We start from the raw sequence: 13547 nt of genomic DNA on the forward strand, positions 1-13547 counted from the left end.
AGGATAACGAAAATGAGTGAAAGTGTATTGAAAAATAATAGAACACCATTGATACTATTGAGCTTTAATCTATTTATCGTCATGGTAGGGATTGGTTTAGTCATCCCAATTCTTCCATTTTATATCGATAAGTTTGGAGCGGACGCAAGAACATTAGGTTTGCTTGTTGCCGTGTTTGCGTTTATGCAATTTCTTTTTGCCCCTGTGTGGGGAAGGCTGTCTGATAAAATTGGAAGAAAGCCTTTGATAACAATTGGTCTTTTCGGCTTTGCTATAGCTGAGTTCATTTTTGCATATGCAAGCGGCTTATGGATGCTCTTTCTTTCAAGAATCCTAGCGGGAACATTTGGTTCTGCGCTTATGCCAACTGCAATGGCTTATGTCTCGGATGTCACTTCTTCTGAAAAAAGAGGCCAAGGCATGGGAATAATGGGTGCTGCAATGGGGCTTGGTATCGTTGTTGGACCTGGGCTTGGTGGCTGGCTTGCTGAATACGACCTATCACTACCATTTTTAGTGGCAGGTGTAGCAGCAACCATAGCGGGGATACTTTCCGTCATTATTTTACCGGAATCGTATCCGAAGCATAAAAGAGAAATGGATGCTAAAGCCTCTGAAGGTGACAAACGAGACAATCAATTTGTAACGATGTATAAAGCTCTTAAAAGCCCTGTAGGATTCCTACTAATTCTTGTTTTCATCATGAGTTTTGGATTGGCTAATTTTCAATCTATTTTTGGCTACTATACGATGGAACGGTATAAATATGACCCAAGTGAAGTGGGCTCAATCATTTTGATAGTCGGTTTGGTGGGAACAATAGTTCAAGGCGTTCTGGTCGGGAGAATGACAAAGAAGTTCGGGGAAGAAAGAGTAGTTACAACAGCGCTATTGATCAGCTCCTTAGGGTTTGTGCTAATGACCCTAGCAACGAGCTTTACAACTGTACTTTTAACTACCTGCTTATTTTTCTTGGGGAATTCACTGTTAAGACCATCTTTGAATTCATTCATATCTAAACTTGCAGGGAACAGACAGGGGCTCGTCATGGGGCTCAATAACTCATTCTTAAGCTTGGGAAATGTGGCAGGTCCAATATTGGCAGGTATTTTCTTTGAGATAAATATCCACATTCCATATTTATTCGGAGCCTGTATCATGCTATTCGGATTAATTGTCACTAAACTATGGCTCTCCAAAAGAGCCCATAAAATAGAAGTATCCTCATAAGGAAGATTGTGGTTCATAGCAGTTGATTGTAGCAAAAGGCGAAGACTCCTGAGGGAGATAGCGCTAGGCGGAGACCCCGCAGGCGTAGCCGAGGAGGCTCAAGTCAGCCCCTAGGGAAGGGAAGCCATAAGCCATTTGCGTAAATCAACTGCGTCGTCTAGGATAAAAAGACAGGGGGAAGAAATAGATGAAAAAAGGTATCCTCCACTTTGAAGTGGGAGAACAAGTAGACGTTCACTTATTAATTAAAACAGCAACAAAAGGAATTGCAAGCAATGGAAAACCTTTCTTAACACTAATATTTCAAGACAAAAGCGGCGAAATAGAAGCAAAACTTTGGGATGCTTCAACAGACGATGAAGAGCTCTACACGCCACAAAGCATTGTAAGAGTACTTGGGGACATCCACCATTATCGTGGTCGTAATCAACTGAAAATACGCAAAATCAAGCCAAAGGAAGAGCATGAGAATGTCAATGTCTCTGACCTGATTGAAACAGCACCACTAAGCCAAGAACAGATGATGGATAAAATAACACAGGCGATCTTTGAAATGAAGAATCCGAATATCCAAAGGATTACAAGACACCTGTTGAAAAAGCATCAAAATGAATTTTTGCAGTACCCAGCAGCTACTAAAAATCACCACGAGTTTGTATCTGGTTTGGCCTATCATGTTGTTTCTATGCTAGATTTAGCAAAAGCCATAGCTAGCTTATATCCTTCATTAGACAAAGATCTGTTATATGCAGGAGTTATTCTTCACGACTTAGGAAAGGTAACGGAGCTATCCGGCCCAGTGTCGACTAGTTATACAATTGAAGGGAACTTAATTGGCCATATTTCGATTATGGTAAATGAAATTGGAAAAGCAGCAGAAGAGCTAGGAATTGAAGGGGAAGAAATCATGGTTCTGCAACACTTGGTGTTAAGTCATCATGGGAAACTGGAGTGGGGCAGCCCGAAACTGCCACTTATCAAGGAAGCAGAAATTCTTCATTATATTGATAATATCGATGCAAAAATGAATATGCTAGATCGTGCTCTGGAACGTGTTAAACCAGGAGAGTACACGGAAAGAATCTTTGCAATGGACAACAGAAACTTCTATAAACCTACTTTTCATAATTAAGTAATAGCCTCCCATACTCTATCATATGTATAAATTAGTAGCACATATGAAAGAGAAGGGGGGCTTTTCTATGCCATGGTGGATGCTGTTAATTGTCATCGGAATTGTTTTTAGTGCATATATGACGTTAAGGTCTGCAAAGGAAGAAAAAGAAGTAGAGGAAGCGATTATTGAAAAAGAAGGACAAGTATATATGGATAGGATTCAAGAGGAAAGAGAGAAAAAGCAGGTTGTAAACGTATAGAAAAAGGAAGCGGCTGTCCGCTTCCTTATTTTTAGCTTTGGTCTTCAGTTTCTTTTTCTTTTTCAAATGTATTTTTGAGGTTGGAATCTTTCACTTTTATATTAGCATTGTTCAATTCTTTTTGAACTGCGGTGTCAACTGCGGCTGCATCGTTTACCTTGGATAAGAGAACTTCCTCTTTTAATTCCGCTTTCATGTCTTCAAAAGGTTCTTTATCTTTCTTATCTGTTACTTTGATAATGTGGAAACCATACATGCTTTCCACTGGCCCACTGATTTCGTTTACTTCGAGGCTGTAAGCTGCCTCTTCAAATTCAGGAAGCATGGCACCTGCACCGAACCAGTCAAGGTCTCCGCCATTTTGAGCAGAACCTGGGTCTGTAGAATACTCTGTTGCAAGTTCCGCGAAATCAGCACCTTCATCAAGCTTTTTCTTCACTTCATTCGCTGTTTCTTCATCTGCTACAAGAATATGGCTTGCACGTATCTCAGGTTTCATCTCATCATAATATTTTTTAATTTCCTCGTCGGTAACTTCCACACTTTCCATTGCTGCTTTTTCTTGCAACATGGAGATACGCAAAGTCTGGCTTAACTGCTCTTCATTTTTGAAACCGCTCTGAGCCATCGCAGAATCAAATTGAGGTCCCATTTGTTGTTTCAACTCGTCTAAACGTTCTTGGACTTCTTCATCTGTAACTTCGTATTTCTCACTTAAGACTTTCTCATATACCAATTCACGAAGAATCTCTTCACCAAAACGATCCTTCATAGCTTCATATAGCTCGTCCTGTGTAATGTTACCGGCAGAGGTTTCAGCAATCACCTCATCATTATCGGCTTTGTCATTGTTACAAGCAGACAGTGCAACAATTGAAGCGGTTGCACTTAAGGCAATTATCCATTTTTTCATTTAAGTCACTCCCATATGTAGTAAAACGTTCCAAACAATACTATAGCATATTCTTCATATTTAATGAAATTATTTGACAACACTTTAAAGGCAGCAATTTAACTTATAAAAGATAAGAAAGTATATATCCCGGTTGATTTCCGTTCCAGGCGCTTCGCTTGCCTGCTGGCGGTCCGTAAGCCTCTTCGGCTTGCGCCTTCGGGGTCTCACTTGTCCCTTCCTCCCGCGGGCGTCTACGCGCCTTCCAATCCAATCAACAAAGTGACTTCATTCATTAGAAGGGTTTATGAAAAAAGCTATATAACTGAGCTAGCTGAATAAGCATTAACTTATATTTAATGTAATATATAGCTGTGGATTGGAGCAAATGGCGTAGACTCCAGGGGGGAGAAACGGTAGATTGAGACCCCGCAACGAAGTGAGGAGGCTCAAGCGCCGTCCCGCGGAAAGCGAAGCCATTAGCGGAAAGGAACAGCGGGGCATAACCAATTAACTTATAAGGTTCGGTTTATTTTTAACTTAAGGTAAGAGCATTTTCAAAAAAAATGGGTTATCGTCCATTCCAATTTCTCCACTTTTACATATGATAAATGGAATCATGAAAACATCAACGCACTTTGTTGTCCCAGGATTTCATGTAAAAAACCTTAGAGGCAGGATAAACGCCTATGCCTCCTAAGAAATTGTTGCATAAGATATCGTAACAACTCATGAAGGAGGTGTTACTAAGATGGGTAATGCGTATGCAGGTGGCTTCGCGTTAATCGTAGTATTGTTTATCTTGTTGGTAATCGTAGGTGCAGCTTGGTTGTACTAACTACATTTTTAATAAAAAAGGAGGAACTAAAATGTCAGGTGGACATTCCGGCGGATTTGCGTTAATCGTAGTATTATTTATCCTGTTAGTAATCGTAGGTGCAGCTTGGTTATGCTAAGCTAGACCTTGGAGAACGAGCAATGCCTCAAACTCCACAAAAACACCTTCCATGTTTACATGGAAGGTGTTTTTTGTGCCGATTTATTATTTGGAGCTTAGCAGGATATCTACATAAGAGGAAATTAATAGAATGGTAATAAGTACATTTATGGTTCGGAAAACTTTCGGTTGACGATCCTCCGGTATTTCCTTTTGAACGCATAAAGCATTCGTTAATTTGTTTATGTAGAAGAGTATAAATACAGCCACCCAAACAAATAGAAATGCGATAGCCATAAGATCCCTCCTTTGTGGCTTGCTTTAAACTAAATACGGAATATATACTTATGCCTTCTACCTTACCAAAGTTTATGAGAAAAAGATACTGTGATGGTCCGAAACTTTTACAAAAAATGAAAAAGCATCCTAGAGGTTTTTAGGACGCTATTTCTTTCTCATTAACTATTAAGATATCATAACCGTTTTCCAATTCTTCAATTTGGCATTTGCTAGGAGCACGTTGGATAAGTTTAATATAAAGGAAATCTGGAATACTTAAACCAAGATTTACTGCCGCAAGCATGGAAAAATAATGATAATAGCTTGGGAAAATATGTGCAAGTAAGATGCATGCTGAAGTGATAATGGCGAAAGGAGCCAGTAACACAGCATAAGATTGGATTTTTGTAAAAGGCTTTTTTGTTTTTATTTTCATATATGGCATATAGCACTTAAATTTCCACTTAAGTTTTACTTGGTTTTTTGTCGCAATTAGCGGAAGAACATGACATAGCTTGTGCATCGTGAACATACCCAAAAGGCCAAGGATGAACCATCCGAAATTGGCAGATGAGACAGTTGTGTCATGGTAAATAAGGCTAAAAGACAGAAAGAATACAATAAACGAAAGTAAAGTGATGATAAAAGAAATAAGTGTTATGCGATGGAGTCCATATTGTCTAGTAATATCAATGGATTTCCAGCAGTTCATAGTTGAGTCACCTACCGTAATTGCTAGTCGTAATCAAAATTACTAAATTAATGTAAGCTTTTTTATTGGAAAAATCAATAGGTGAATGTAATTTATTTTTCGATCAATCCATCTAAATATTGGTAAGTGAACGGAATTGATGTAAAATAAGTAGAAAAGTACAGCAATCCTTTAAGATTTTTTATTTGGATTTGCAACAGTAAGGACTGAATAAAGTGGAAGAAAGACTTGAAACCTTGGAGTTCTACGTGGAACTTTTAATAAAACAAATGGATCGGACAAGATATCCTTGGGATTATCTAATCATGCTTGGAAAATTGAGCAAGAAAGACGTGCAGAATCTGTATAATGTATGTGAAAAATTGAGCAAAGAAATGGAGAAACAAAAAGCGGAAGGGTTTGTAACGTTTTCTCCGCTTCTTATACAATTCAGGCAAGCCTTGCCTAAAGACCTGCCATTGGAGGACACAATTTCTGCTTTACGTACACAAGGCTATTATGTCCCGCTGATGGACGCATTTCAAAGAGATATCAAGAAGAAGTAACGCTTTCATTTTTCTCTTCAAGCACTTCGTCTTTTTTGGAAAGTCTTCCATCGACCTCAACAAAATCCTCTTCAATATTATTAAAGGATCGTTCAAAGATTTGCATAAAGTCTTCCCCGTAAACATTGCGAATCACGCACATGATGTCGAGCAGCTCCGGGAATTTTCCGTATAAGTCATGCATCGGCAAAGCACCGCTAAATACCGAATTTTTACTAGGATCATAGGTTTCCATCAGTTCTAAAAGGATTTTTTCTCCTTTGTCGGTTAGTTCAATATATGTGTTTCGCTTATCATTTTCTTTTTTAGAAAAGCGAAGCAACTCTCTTTCTTCTAATTTCTTGGAGAAGTTGAAAGCAGTGGATACATGCATCACTCCGAATTTAGCAATCTCGGAAATACTTGCTCCCTTTAAGTGATAGGCAATCCAAAGAATATGGTGTTCGTTGATATTCAAATCATAAGGTTTAATCCACTGTTGCCAATCTTTCTCGATGGTCTTCCAAAGTGCTTTACTCAGCTGGGCAACACGTTGGCTGAAGAGCATAGCTTCTTTTAATGAATACTGTCCGTTCTGTGTATTCACAAACTCACCTACTTTTTTCTAATATATTACTATCTATTATGACAATAAAATAAAAATTAATAAAGGTCTAAATTTACAAAAAATTAAAATTTTTTATTCAGCGGTGTTTTTCGCTAGTTTTTTCTCTAGATTTTCTAACTCTTCCTGTAGGTTTGCAATATTTTGTTGAATAGATTCTTGATGAGGTTTAATCGAATTTTGCCAAAGGTCCACTGAAACCTTGATCTCTTCTGCAATATTTCCGACGGTTGCTTTTCCCTCTTCCATCGCTTGTGTTACTTGATCCTTAATATGAATAGCCTCTTGTTTTAACTCTTCCATCGTCAATTGAACAGAATGAGCCGTAGACTTTATTTTCGCTCTTCTAGATGCTCCGGATTCAGAGGTTGTAAGCAATGCGGAAATTCCAGCTATCGTTCCACCTATTAAAACTCCGTAAATGAATGATTTCCCATTCATAGTAATCACTCCTCTATAAAGTTATGTAAATATAGTTCAATACCCTAAGATTATTATATAATTCAACATTTATAAAAAAAATCCTCTTTTTGTTGATACTTTTCTGAATGAATCAATAAACAAAAGGGTTTACACTTTTATCATCTTTATTGTTTCCAAAACAACGAGTATATATTTGACAAACCCCTAGGTTACATTACTTGTTTCATAAGAAAAGCAAGAGCGGCATATTTATGATAAAAAGGGGGCGGGCTTTGTGGCAGTTATAACATCTTTGTTATTTATCATAAGTATTGTGATGTTGTTTGGTGGTGGAAACTATTTTTTGGCTTCACAAAGGGCAGGCGTATATCCGCCGAGAAGAGTGTTGCAACAGAGGGCTGTAGCTATTGGAGGTGCTGGTGGGGTCATGTTTTTGCTTGCGGTCTTGGTGACATGGGCTGTTTAATCCCATTTTCTAATATAAGAAGAGGGCAAATCCTTTTGTAGGAATTTGCCCTCTGCATTATGTTGTAGCTATTAAATTTGAACGTTTGGCAATGCTCGTTACAATCGGATAAATAATAATCATGACTATTGCATTCAGTGCAACAGCAGGTAGTACGGCTGTAATGAAGAAGAATGCAAAGGATTCTCCGCCTGGCAATCCCACCAATGTTAGAGCGGTAAAAAGAAAAATCACGCCTGAAACAATGGTTCCTATAGCGGTTAAAACACCGGCTTTAACAAGTGGCTTGTCCAATTTCTTTAATGCAAGAAGCATAAAGAAAAACAAGAATGCTGTAATTGGCTTATCAATAATGTTTGGGATTTGGCCAGCTGGAAAAGTGGTCGTCATGGCGGAAATTAATCCTGTCACGACTCCTAATAATAATACATTTTTCTTTTCAGGAAACAGCATGATACCTAAAAACATCATTGTTAAAGCCAAATCTGGCTTCATACCAAGAATGACCCCCGGTACAACCGTGTGCAGAACAGCACCGATTCCAACCAATAAAGCTAGTGACACTAAAGTCTTTGTATTCATTTCTCATCTCTCCTCAACTAATCTTGTCTTTTTTAACTCCATTAGTACACTCATTGTCTAATGCGAATTAATAGATACTAGTATATAAAAGATTCCTCTTTTTGAAAAGGGGAAAGCTCCTCATTACCTATATTTGGCTTGAAAGCTTTTCATGAATTTCGCTAATGCCTGACATGATTCCAATGGAACAGCATTGTAAATAGATGCTCTGCACCCTCCGACCATTCTGTGACCTCCAAGGCCGACAAAGCCTTCTTCTTTTGCTTGAGTTAGAAAAACAGATGTGAGCTCCTCGGAAGGCAGATTGAATGTAACATTCATGAGAGATCTAGATCCTTTTTCAGCATGACCAATGTAAAATCCTTCACTTTGATCAATCGTATCATAAAGGAGTTCTGCCTTCATTTGGTTGATTTTTTCCATTGCTTCCACGCCCCCTTGCTCTGCCACCCACTCCAATACAAGGGAAAGCATATAAATGGAGAAGGTTGGAGGCGTATTATATAAGGAGCTGTTTTTGGCGTGTGTCTGATAATTTAGCATGGTCGGTATATTATTAGGACATTGCTCTAACAGTCCTTTCTTTATAATCACAACTGTTACACCAGAAGGCCCTAGATTTTTCTGGGCACCAGCATAGATAAGAGAGAAATCTTCTACATTAATTGATCTGCTTAAGATATCACTCGACATATCTGCAATCATTGGTATGTGGGAGGGAATGGTTGGGAATTCCCTCCATTGTGTTCCGAAAATGGTATTGTTGCTCGTTATATGCAAATAAGCTGCATCTGTAGATAGTTCTAATTGAGAAGGGATGATAGTGTAACCAGATTCCTTGGCGGTGGAAGCAATATGAGTCGAGCCAACTTTTTGTGCCTCTTTTAATGCTTTTTCGGACCAAGAACCGGACAAGCTGTAGTTAGCTGTCTTACCTATTGGGAGAAAGTTCATCGGAATGGCCGAGAATTGCAAACTAGCACCTCCTTGCATGAAGAGAATGTCATAGTCGTCTGGGATCTGCAAAAGTTTTTGTAAAAGGGTTGCTGCTTTCTGATGAACCTTATCATATTCTTTGCTTCGGTGACTTAGTTCCATGACAGACATACCTGTCTCTTGAAAATCCAACAATTCCTCTTGGGCACGTTGTAGCACTTGTTTTGGAAGTGCTGCAGGCCCAGCATTAAAATTATATACACGCTTCATCCTATTAACCCCCTAAAGTAATCTGAAAATATTAATATATATCCTAACATGAATTGTGTTAGAATACATGAAAGATTTCGAAAAAAGTTAGGAGTAAACGATCATGTATCATGAACAAAAACCTTTTGATATTAGTCCATATGATCATCCAGATATATATCCTGGTCCAAGGCCAGCAGCTTCTTTTTTATTTTGGCAAGGTAAAGCTCATAGAATGGAGGCTGATAAAGGAGTGCCGGTTGAGCAGCATTCTATTCACTTTACCAATGTGGACCATGTGCTGGGCAGCTTGGCATTTCAGAGTACGCATGTAAAAAGAGTGGAGGAGTTTTTGGGAGAGGGAGGATTCCATTCCAAGGTTCCCGTCGTCGCTTATGGGTCGAATGTGTGTTTAGCTCAATTGCAATACAAATTTCGTTTACGCCCGGAAGAAGAGGATTTTATGCTTTGCATAAAAGGCACAGTGACGGATTCAGATATTGTTTATGCCCCATTTCTAGCACCTTATGGTTCTTTGCCTGCAGTCATTGCACCAGTGGAAGGTGCTGTATGTGAGGTTTGGTTGACGTTTATAGATAAAAAGCAGTTGGAATTGATTAATTCAACTGAAAAAGGATATGAACTTAGAGTACATTCTGGGAAAAAAGTTCGTTTGGATACTGGAGAAGTCTTTGAGAATGTCTATGCTTACTATGAGCCACGTGCCTTGTTGTGGAAAGGTGAGATGCGCAGGTTCAAGGACATTTCCGGTCACAGTCCGCTTCAGTCCGTGTGGCAAAGTGAGATGCTTAACGAATTAAAGGTGGCAGTCGACCATAAAGGAACACGTGAAGAATTTATTCACTTGTTAAGATGGGACAGGAGTTATCGTGATTATGTAGAAGGATTTTTAAAGGACGAATGCACCTATGCTTTTGATCATCCGGACTGGAAAGCTGCGGAAACTATCCTTTCCATTGGAGAGATGAAAAGATCATTTTGAAAATAAAATGACGTGGATCCATAAAGGGTCCACGTCATATATTTTACTTTATACCTTGATTAATTTTCGTAGCGAACTCTTGCAATTCTTGAGTTGTGTAATCGCTTTGGTTCGACTTCCAGACTGCTCCAAATCCGTCACCTTTGCCGTAACGAGGGATGATGTGAAGATGATAATGAAATACCGATTGACCGGCAGCTTCTCCATTATTATTTAAGAGGTTAAGACCAATAGGTTCAAACTGCTCTTTAATAGAACTAGCGATCTTAGGCACCACTTTAAAAAGATTCTCTGCTATTTCGGGAGTAAGTTCGTAAATGTTTTCTTTATGTACTTTCGGAATAACTAATGTATGTCCTTTTGTTACCTGGCTAATATCAAGAAACGCCAAAACGTGCTCGTCTTCGTATACTTTTGCAGCAGGGATGTCCCCGTCGATAATCTTACAGAAAATGCAATCACTCACCCGTATCACCTCTGAAATTTATTTTCATCTATTTTACCATGTTTTGGACAAGTAACCTAATTTGATGAGCAGGCAAATTAAACAAGCAAGAGCAAAAGCTCCTGCTTGTGAAGAAAGGGACGAGAGGCAACAAGCTTCTCTATCTGAGTAAGGAGAAGCCTACAAACAACATTTTAGCTTTCAAATAACTGTGCTTGATAAACACCTCATTTGATATTAAAAATGTGTCTAATGGTCAGCTTTCCTGTTCAAAACAACCATCCCCTTGTTACTGAGTTTTACAACTTTAGTAACGCGGCTATCGACGTAAAGTCTCTTTAACGAACACCTCATTTTCAGAATGAATCAATCACAGGTTACGACTTTAGAGTAAAGTGTCGCCCGTAAGCACCTCATTTCTTCATCAATCGGAGTTACGTTACAGATGATCGTGTTGTTGCAGTCGGTTAAGTCCCGCAACGACGAGAGAACTAGTTTAACCTTATCTAGAACAAAGCAACACTGTCTTTGACAGTCACCTCATCTACAAAGAAGTAAACCAAAGGCTTGTTTATTGCCCCTCTGTCCCCTTCCCTACATATGATGCGCACTTTCGTAAAAATTATGTTATGGTAAAATTTAATAATAAAGTTTTATTTCAGGCAGAAAGGGTAGGTTGATGTGAGTTTATTGGAGATTAATGGGTTAACTGGCGGTTATACAAATCAGGCTGTGCTAAAAGATGTTTCGTTTGGTATCAAGGCTGGTGAGTTGGTGGGGCTGATCGGTCTTAATGGTGCCGGTAAAAGTACGACGATTAAGCATGTGATCGGGACAATGGAACCGAAGAAAGGGTCCATAAAGATTAATGGTATTTCCATTCAAGAGGATACGACGAAGTATCGCTCGACGTTTACATTTATTCCAGAGACTCCGATTTTATATGATGAATTGACATTGTATGAACATCTTGAACTGACTGCAATGGCATATGGGTTATCAAAAGAAACATTTGAAGAACGATTGCATCCGTTACTAAAAGAGTTCCGGATGGAAAAACGTCTTAAATGGTTTCCTGCCCATTTTTCAAAAGGTATGAAGCAAAAGGTTATGATCTTAGCTGCTTTTTTGATTGAACCGAAGCTCTATATTGTGGATGAGCCATTTGTCGGTTTGGATCCCCTTGCGATTCATTCATTGCTTGAAATGATGGATAAGGTGAAAAAGAGTGGTGCCGGCATTCTGATGTCCACACACATCTTGGCCACTGCCGAAAGATATTGTGATTCATTTGTCATTTTGCATGAAGGAGAAGTGCGTGCAAAAGGAACGTTAGAAGAGCTGAGGGTGCAGTTTAATATGCCATTGGCTTCACTTGATGATCTCTACATTCAGCTGACAAAGGAAGAGAGCAATGTTTAATGTCGATCAGCTCTGGCAAGCCAGATTCAGTCAATATATAAAAGATACCAGAAGATATTTACGCTATATGTTCAATGACCATCTCGTAATCGTAATGATCTTTTTACTTAGTGGTCTCGCCCTTGCTTATCAAAATTGGTTAGAGGTGGTACCTCCTGATTTTCCTTATGCGTTGCTTATGGGGGCAATTTTGGCCCTACTAATGACAAGAGGAAGCATACATACATTTCTTAAGGACCCTGACCTTGTATTTTTGCTTCCACTTGAAGAGAAGTTGAAACCATATATCAAAAAATCATTCATTTATTCCATTGTATTGGAGAGTTATTTTCTTTTACTTGTGTTTGGTGTATCTGTTCCGCTTTTTTTCACACTGACAGATGCAACGTTCCAAACGTTGCTCTTCGTGCTTCTCTTATTGCTGGGAATGAAATCGTGGAACCTATGGATGACATGGCTTATCAATTTCTATACAGATAAAAAGGTAAGGCTTGTGGATTGGTGGATTAGGCTTACGTTGAATTTCGGTATGCTATATCTCGTATTTTCCGAAGCGAGTCTCCTGTTTATCGGTGTCGTTATGGTTATTATGCTGCTTTTGCTTGCCTATTTTCAAAATGCGACCAAGAAAATGAATTGGAAATGGGACTTGTTAATAGAAAACGAAACCAAACGGATGCAGCTATTTTATCGCGTAGCCAATCTTTTCGTTGATGTACCAGGGCTTAAGGAAAAAGTGTCAAGAAGAAAATGGTTGGATGTTTTCCTTTCCTTGACACCTTATGGGAAAGACAAAGCATTTGATTATCTATACCTGCGCACATTTTTGCGTTCGGGAGATTATTTTGGACTTTATCTGAGGTTATTGATTATTGGAGCTGTATTGCTTTTGACACTTCCTGTTGGGTACGCGACATATCTAGTGCCTGTACTGGTGTTATATTTGACGGGCTTTCAGCTTATCCCGATGTGGCGCCATCACTACAATAAACTCTGGTTGTCGATTTATCCTGTTCAAGAAAAGCACCGTATCCTCGCTTTTACTAAAATGATTACGGTTATCCTAATTTCACAAACCATTATCCTTACTGCTATATTAATTTTTGTTGCGACTTGGATGGAAGTAGTGGTCGTGTTGGTTGGCGGGATCATGTTTGCTTTCTTATATGTGCAGGGTGTAGTAAAACGCAAGATTGCTTCACTCTAATTACTAGAAAACACTCAAGTTTGCTTGGGTGTTTTTATTTAAATATTAGTTGCATTTTGGTACTGTTGATTTCTGATTTCCGTTCCAGGCGCTTCGCTTGGCTGCGCCGAGGCCACTGAAAAAGTCTTGGATTTTAGATGTTGTTTAGACACCGCTGTTGATTTCCGCAAACGGCTTCGCTTTCCTAGGGGCGCTGCTGGAGCCTCCTCGGCAAGCCTGCGGGGTCTCCACCTAGCGCT

The 13547-nt window shown here is 39.1% G+C and carries 18 protein-coding genes; 10 read left to right on the forward strand and 8 right to left on the reverse strand.

The window, feature by feature from the left end; translation table 11 throughout:
- Positions 1-12: 12 nt before the first annotated feature.
- The 3 genes from HF078_RS09745 (at position 13) to HF078_RS09755 (ending at position 2606) form a co-directional block, all read left to right on the forward strand.
- The gene (locus tag HF078_RS09745; protein ID WP_169290976.1) at positions 13-1230 is read left to right on the forward strand and encodes an MFS transporter; all 1218 of its coding nucleotides are present in this window, start codon (positions 13-15) and stop codon (positions 1228-1230) included.
- 187 nt (positions 1231-1417) lie between these two features.
- Positions 1418-2362, forward strand: coding sequence for a 3'-5' exoribonuclease YhaM (yhaM, locus tag HF078_RS09750; protein ID WP_168863251.1), 945 nt, complete (start codon positions 1418-1420; stop codon positions 2360-2362).
- A gap of 70 nt (positions 2363-2432) precedes the next feature.
- Positions 2433-2606, forward strand: a complete 174-nt coding sequence (locus HF078_RS09755; protein WP_010198295.1) for a sporulation YhaL family protein — start codon at positions 2433-2435, stop codon at positions 2604-2606.
- 31 nt (positions 2607-2637) lie between these two features.
- On the opposite strand, the gene HF078_RS09760 is transcribed toward HF078_RS09755, so the two are convergent.
- Positions 2638-3519, reverse strand: coding sequence for a peptidylprolyl isomerase (locus tag HF078_RS09760; protein WP_169290977.1), 882 nt, complete (start codon positions 3517-3519; stop codon positions 2638-2640).
- 730 nt (positions 3520-4249) lie between these two features.
- Between HF078_RS09760 and HF078_RS09765 the strand changes: the two genes are divergently transcribed.
- Both HF078_RS09765 and HF078_RS09770 read left to right on the forward strand, forming a co-directional pair.
- Positions 4250-4336: a YjcZ family sporulation protein gene (locus tag HF078_RS09765; RefSeq protein ID WP_063561705.1), complete on the forward strand. Its 87-nt coding sequence runs from the start codon at positions 4250-4252 to the stop codon at positions 4334-4336.
- Positions 4337-4367: 31 nt separating this feature from the next.
- Complete coding sequence (locus tag HF078_RS09770) at positions 4368-4454, forward strand: YjcZ family sporulation protein (protein WP_082380849.1); 87 nt, start codon at positions 4368-4370, stop codon at positions 4452-4454.
- 86 nt (positions 4455-4540) lie between these two features.
- Here HF078_RS09770 and HF078_RS09775 read toward each other — a convergent pair whose 3' ends face one another.
- Together HF078_RS09775 and HF078_RS09780 are read right to left on the reverse strand one after the other, a co-directional pair.
- Positions 4541-4732 carry a hypothetical protein gene (locus HF078_RS09775; protein ID WP_010192281.1) on the reverse strand — a complete coding sequence of 64 codons (192 nt, stop codon included), beginning with the start codon at positions 4730-4732 and terminating at the stop codon, positions 4541-4543.
- A gap of 139 nt (positions 4733-4871) precedes the next feature.
- The gene (locus HF078_RS09780) at positions 4872-5426 is read right to left on the reverse strand and encodes a DUF3267 domain-containing protein (RefSeq protein WP_169290978.1); all 555 of its coding nucleotides are present in this window, start codon (positions 5424-5426) and stop codon (positions 4872-4874) included.
- 215 nt (positions 5427-5641) lie between these two features.
- Between HF078_RS09780 and HF078_RS09785 the strand changes: the two genes are divergently transcribed.
- Positions 5642-5971, forward strand: a complete 330-nt coding sequence (locus HF078_RS09785; protein ID WP_169290979.1) for a DUF1878 family protein — start codon at positions 5642-5644, stop codon at positions 5969-5971.
- On the opposite strand, the gene HF078_RS09790 is transcribed toward HF078_RS09785, so the two are convergent.
- The gene (locus HF078_RS09790; RefSeq protein ID WP_169290980.1) at positions 5958-6557 is read right to left on the reverse strand and encodes an HTH-type transcriptional regulator Hpr; all 600 of its coding nucleotides are present in this window, start codon (positions 6555-6557) and stop codon (positions 5958-5960) included. The two genes, HF078_RS09785 and HF078_RS09790, sit on opposite strands and share 14 nt — an antisense overlap.
- A gap of 93 nt (positions 6558-6650) precedes the next feature.
- Positions 6651-7016 carry a YtxH domain-containing protein gene (locus tag HF078_RS09795; protein ID WP_148989368.1) on the reverse strand — a complete coding sequence of 122 codons (366 nt, stop codon included), beginning with the start codon at positions 7014-7016 and terminating at the stop codon, positions 6651-6653.
- A 256-nt stretch (positions 7017-7272) separates the two neighbouring features.
- Between HF078_RS09795 and yhzF the strand changes: the two genes are divergently transcribed.
- The gene (gene yhzF, locus HF078_RS09800; protein WP_169290981.1) at positions 7273-7464 is read left to right on the forward strand and encodes a membrane protein YhzF; all 192 of its coding nucleotides are present in this window, start codon (positions 7273-7275) and stop codon (positions 7462-7464) included.
- 57 nt (positions 7465-7521) lie between these two features.
- Here the strand turns inward: yhzF and HF078_RS09805 are convergent, their stop codons facing one another.
- Together HF078_RS09805 and serC are read right to left on the reverse strand one after the other, a co-directional pair.
- Complete coding sequence (locus HF078_RS09805) at positions 7522-8046, reverse strand: tryptophan transporter (protein ID WP_169290982.1); 525 nt, start codon at positions 8044-8046, stop codon at positions 7522-7524.
- A 123-nt stretch (positions 8047-8169) separates the two neighbouring features.
- Positions 8170-9252, reverse strand: coding sequence for a 3-phosphoserine/phosphohydroxythreonine transaminase (serC, locus tag HF078_RS09810; protein ID WP_169290983.1), 1083 nt, complete (start codon positions 9250-9252; stop codon positions 8170-8172).
- A 103-nt stretch (positions 9253-9355) separates the two neighbouring features.
- Here serC and HF078_RS09815 point away from each other — a divergent pair, with 103 nt between their 5' ends.
- On the forward strand, positions 9356-10234 hold the full coding sequence (locus HF078_RS09815; protein WP_169290984.1) for a hypothetical protein: 879 nt from the start codon (positions 9356-9358) through the stop codon (positions 10232-10234).
- 43 nt (positions 10235-10277) lie between these two features.
- Here HF078_RS09815 and HF078_RS09820 read toward each other — a convergent pair whose 3' ends face one another.
- Positions 10278-10700: an HIT domain-containing protein gene (locus tag HF078_RS09820; RefSeq protein WP_169290985.1), complete on the reverse strand. Its 423-nt coding sequence runs from the start codon at positions 10698-10700 to the stop codon at positions 10278-10280.
- 660 nt (positions 10701-11360) lie between these two features.
- On the opposite strand from HF078_RS09820, the gene HF078_RS09825 reads away from it, so the two are divergent.
- A complete protein-coding gene (locus HF078_RS09825) occupies positions 11361-12101 on the forward strand; it encodes an ABC transporter ATP-binding protein (RefSeq protein ID WP_169290986.1) in 741 nt (246 codons plus the stop codon).
- Positions 12094-13308, forward strand: coding sequence for an ABC transporter permease (locus HF078_RS09830; protein ID WP_169290987.1), 1215 nt, complete (start codon positions 12094-12096; stop codon positions 13306-13308). The genes HF078_RS09825 and HF078_RS09830 overlap by 8 nt, the downstream gene beginning before the upstream one ends.
- Positions 13309-13547 lie beyond the last annotated feature (239 nt).

Origin of the sequence: Bacillus sp. RO2, from assembly GCF_012911845.1 — a bacterium.
Lineage (GTDB): Bacteria > Bacillota > Bacilli > Bacillales > Bacillaceae_I > Sutcliffiella_A.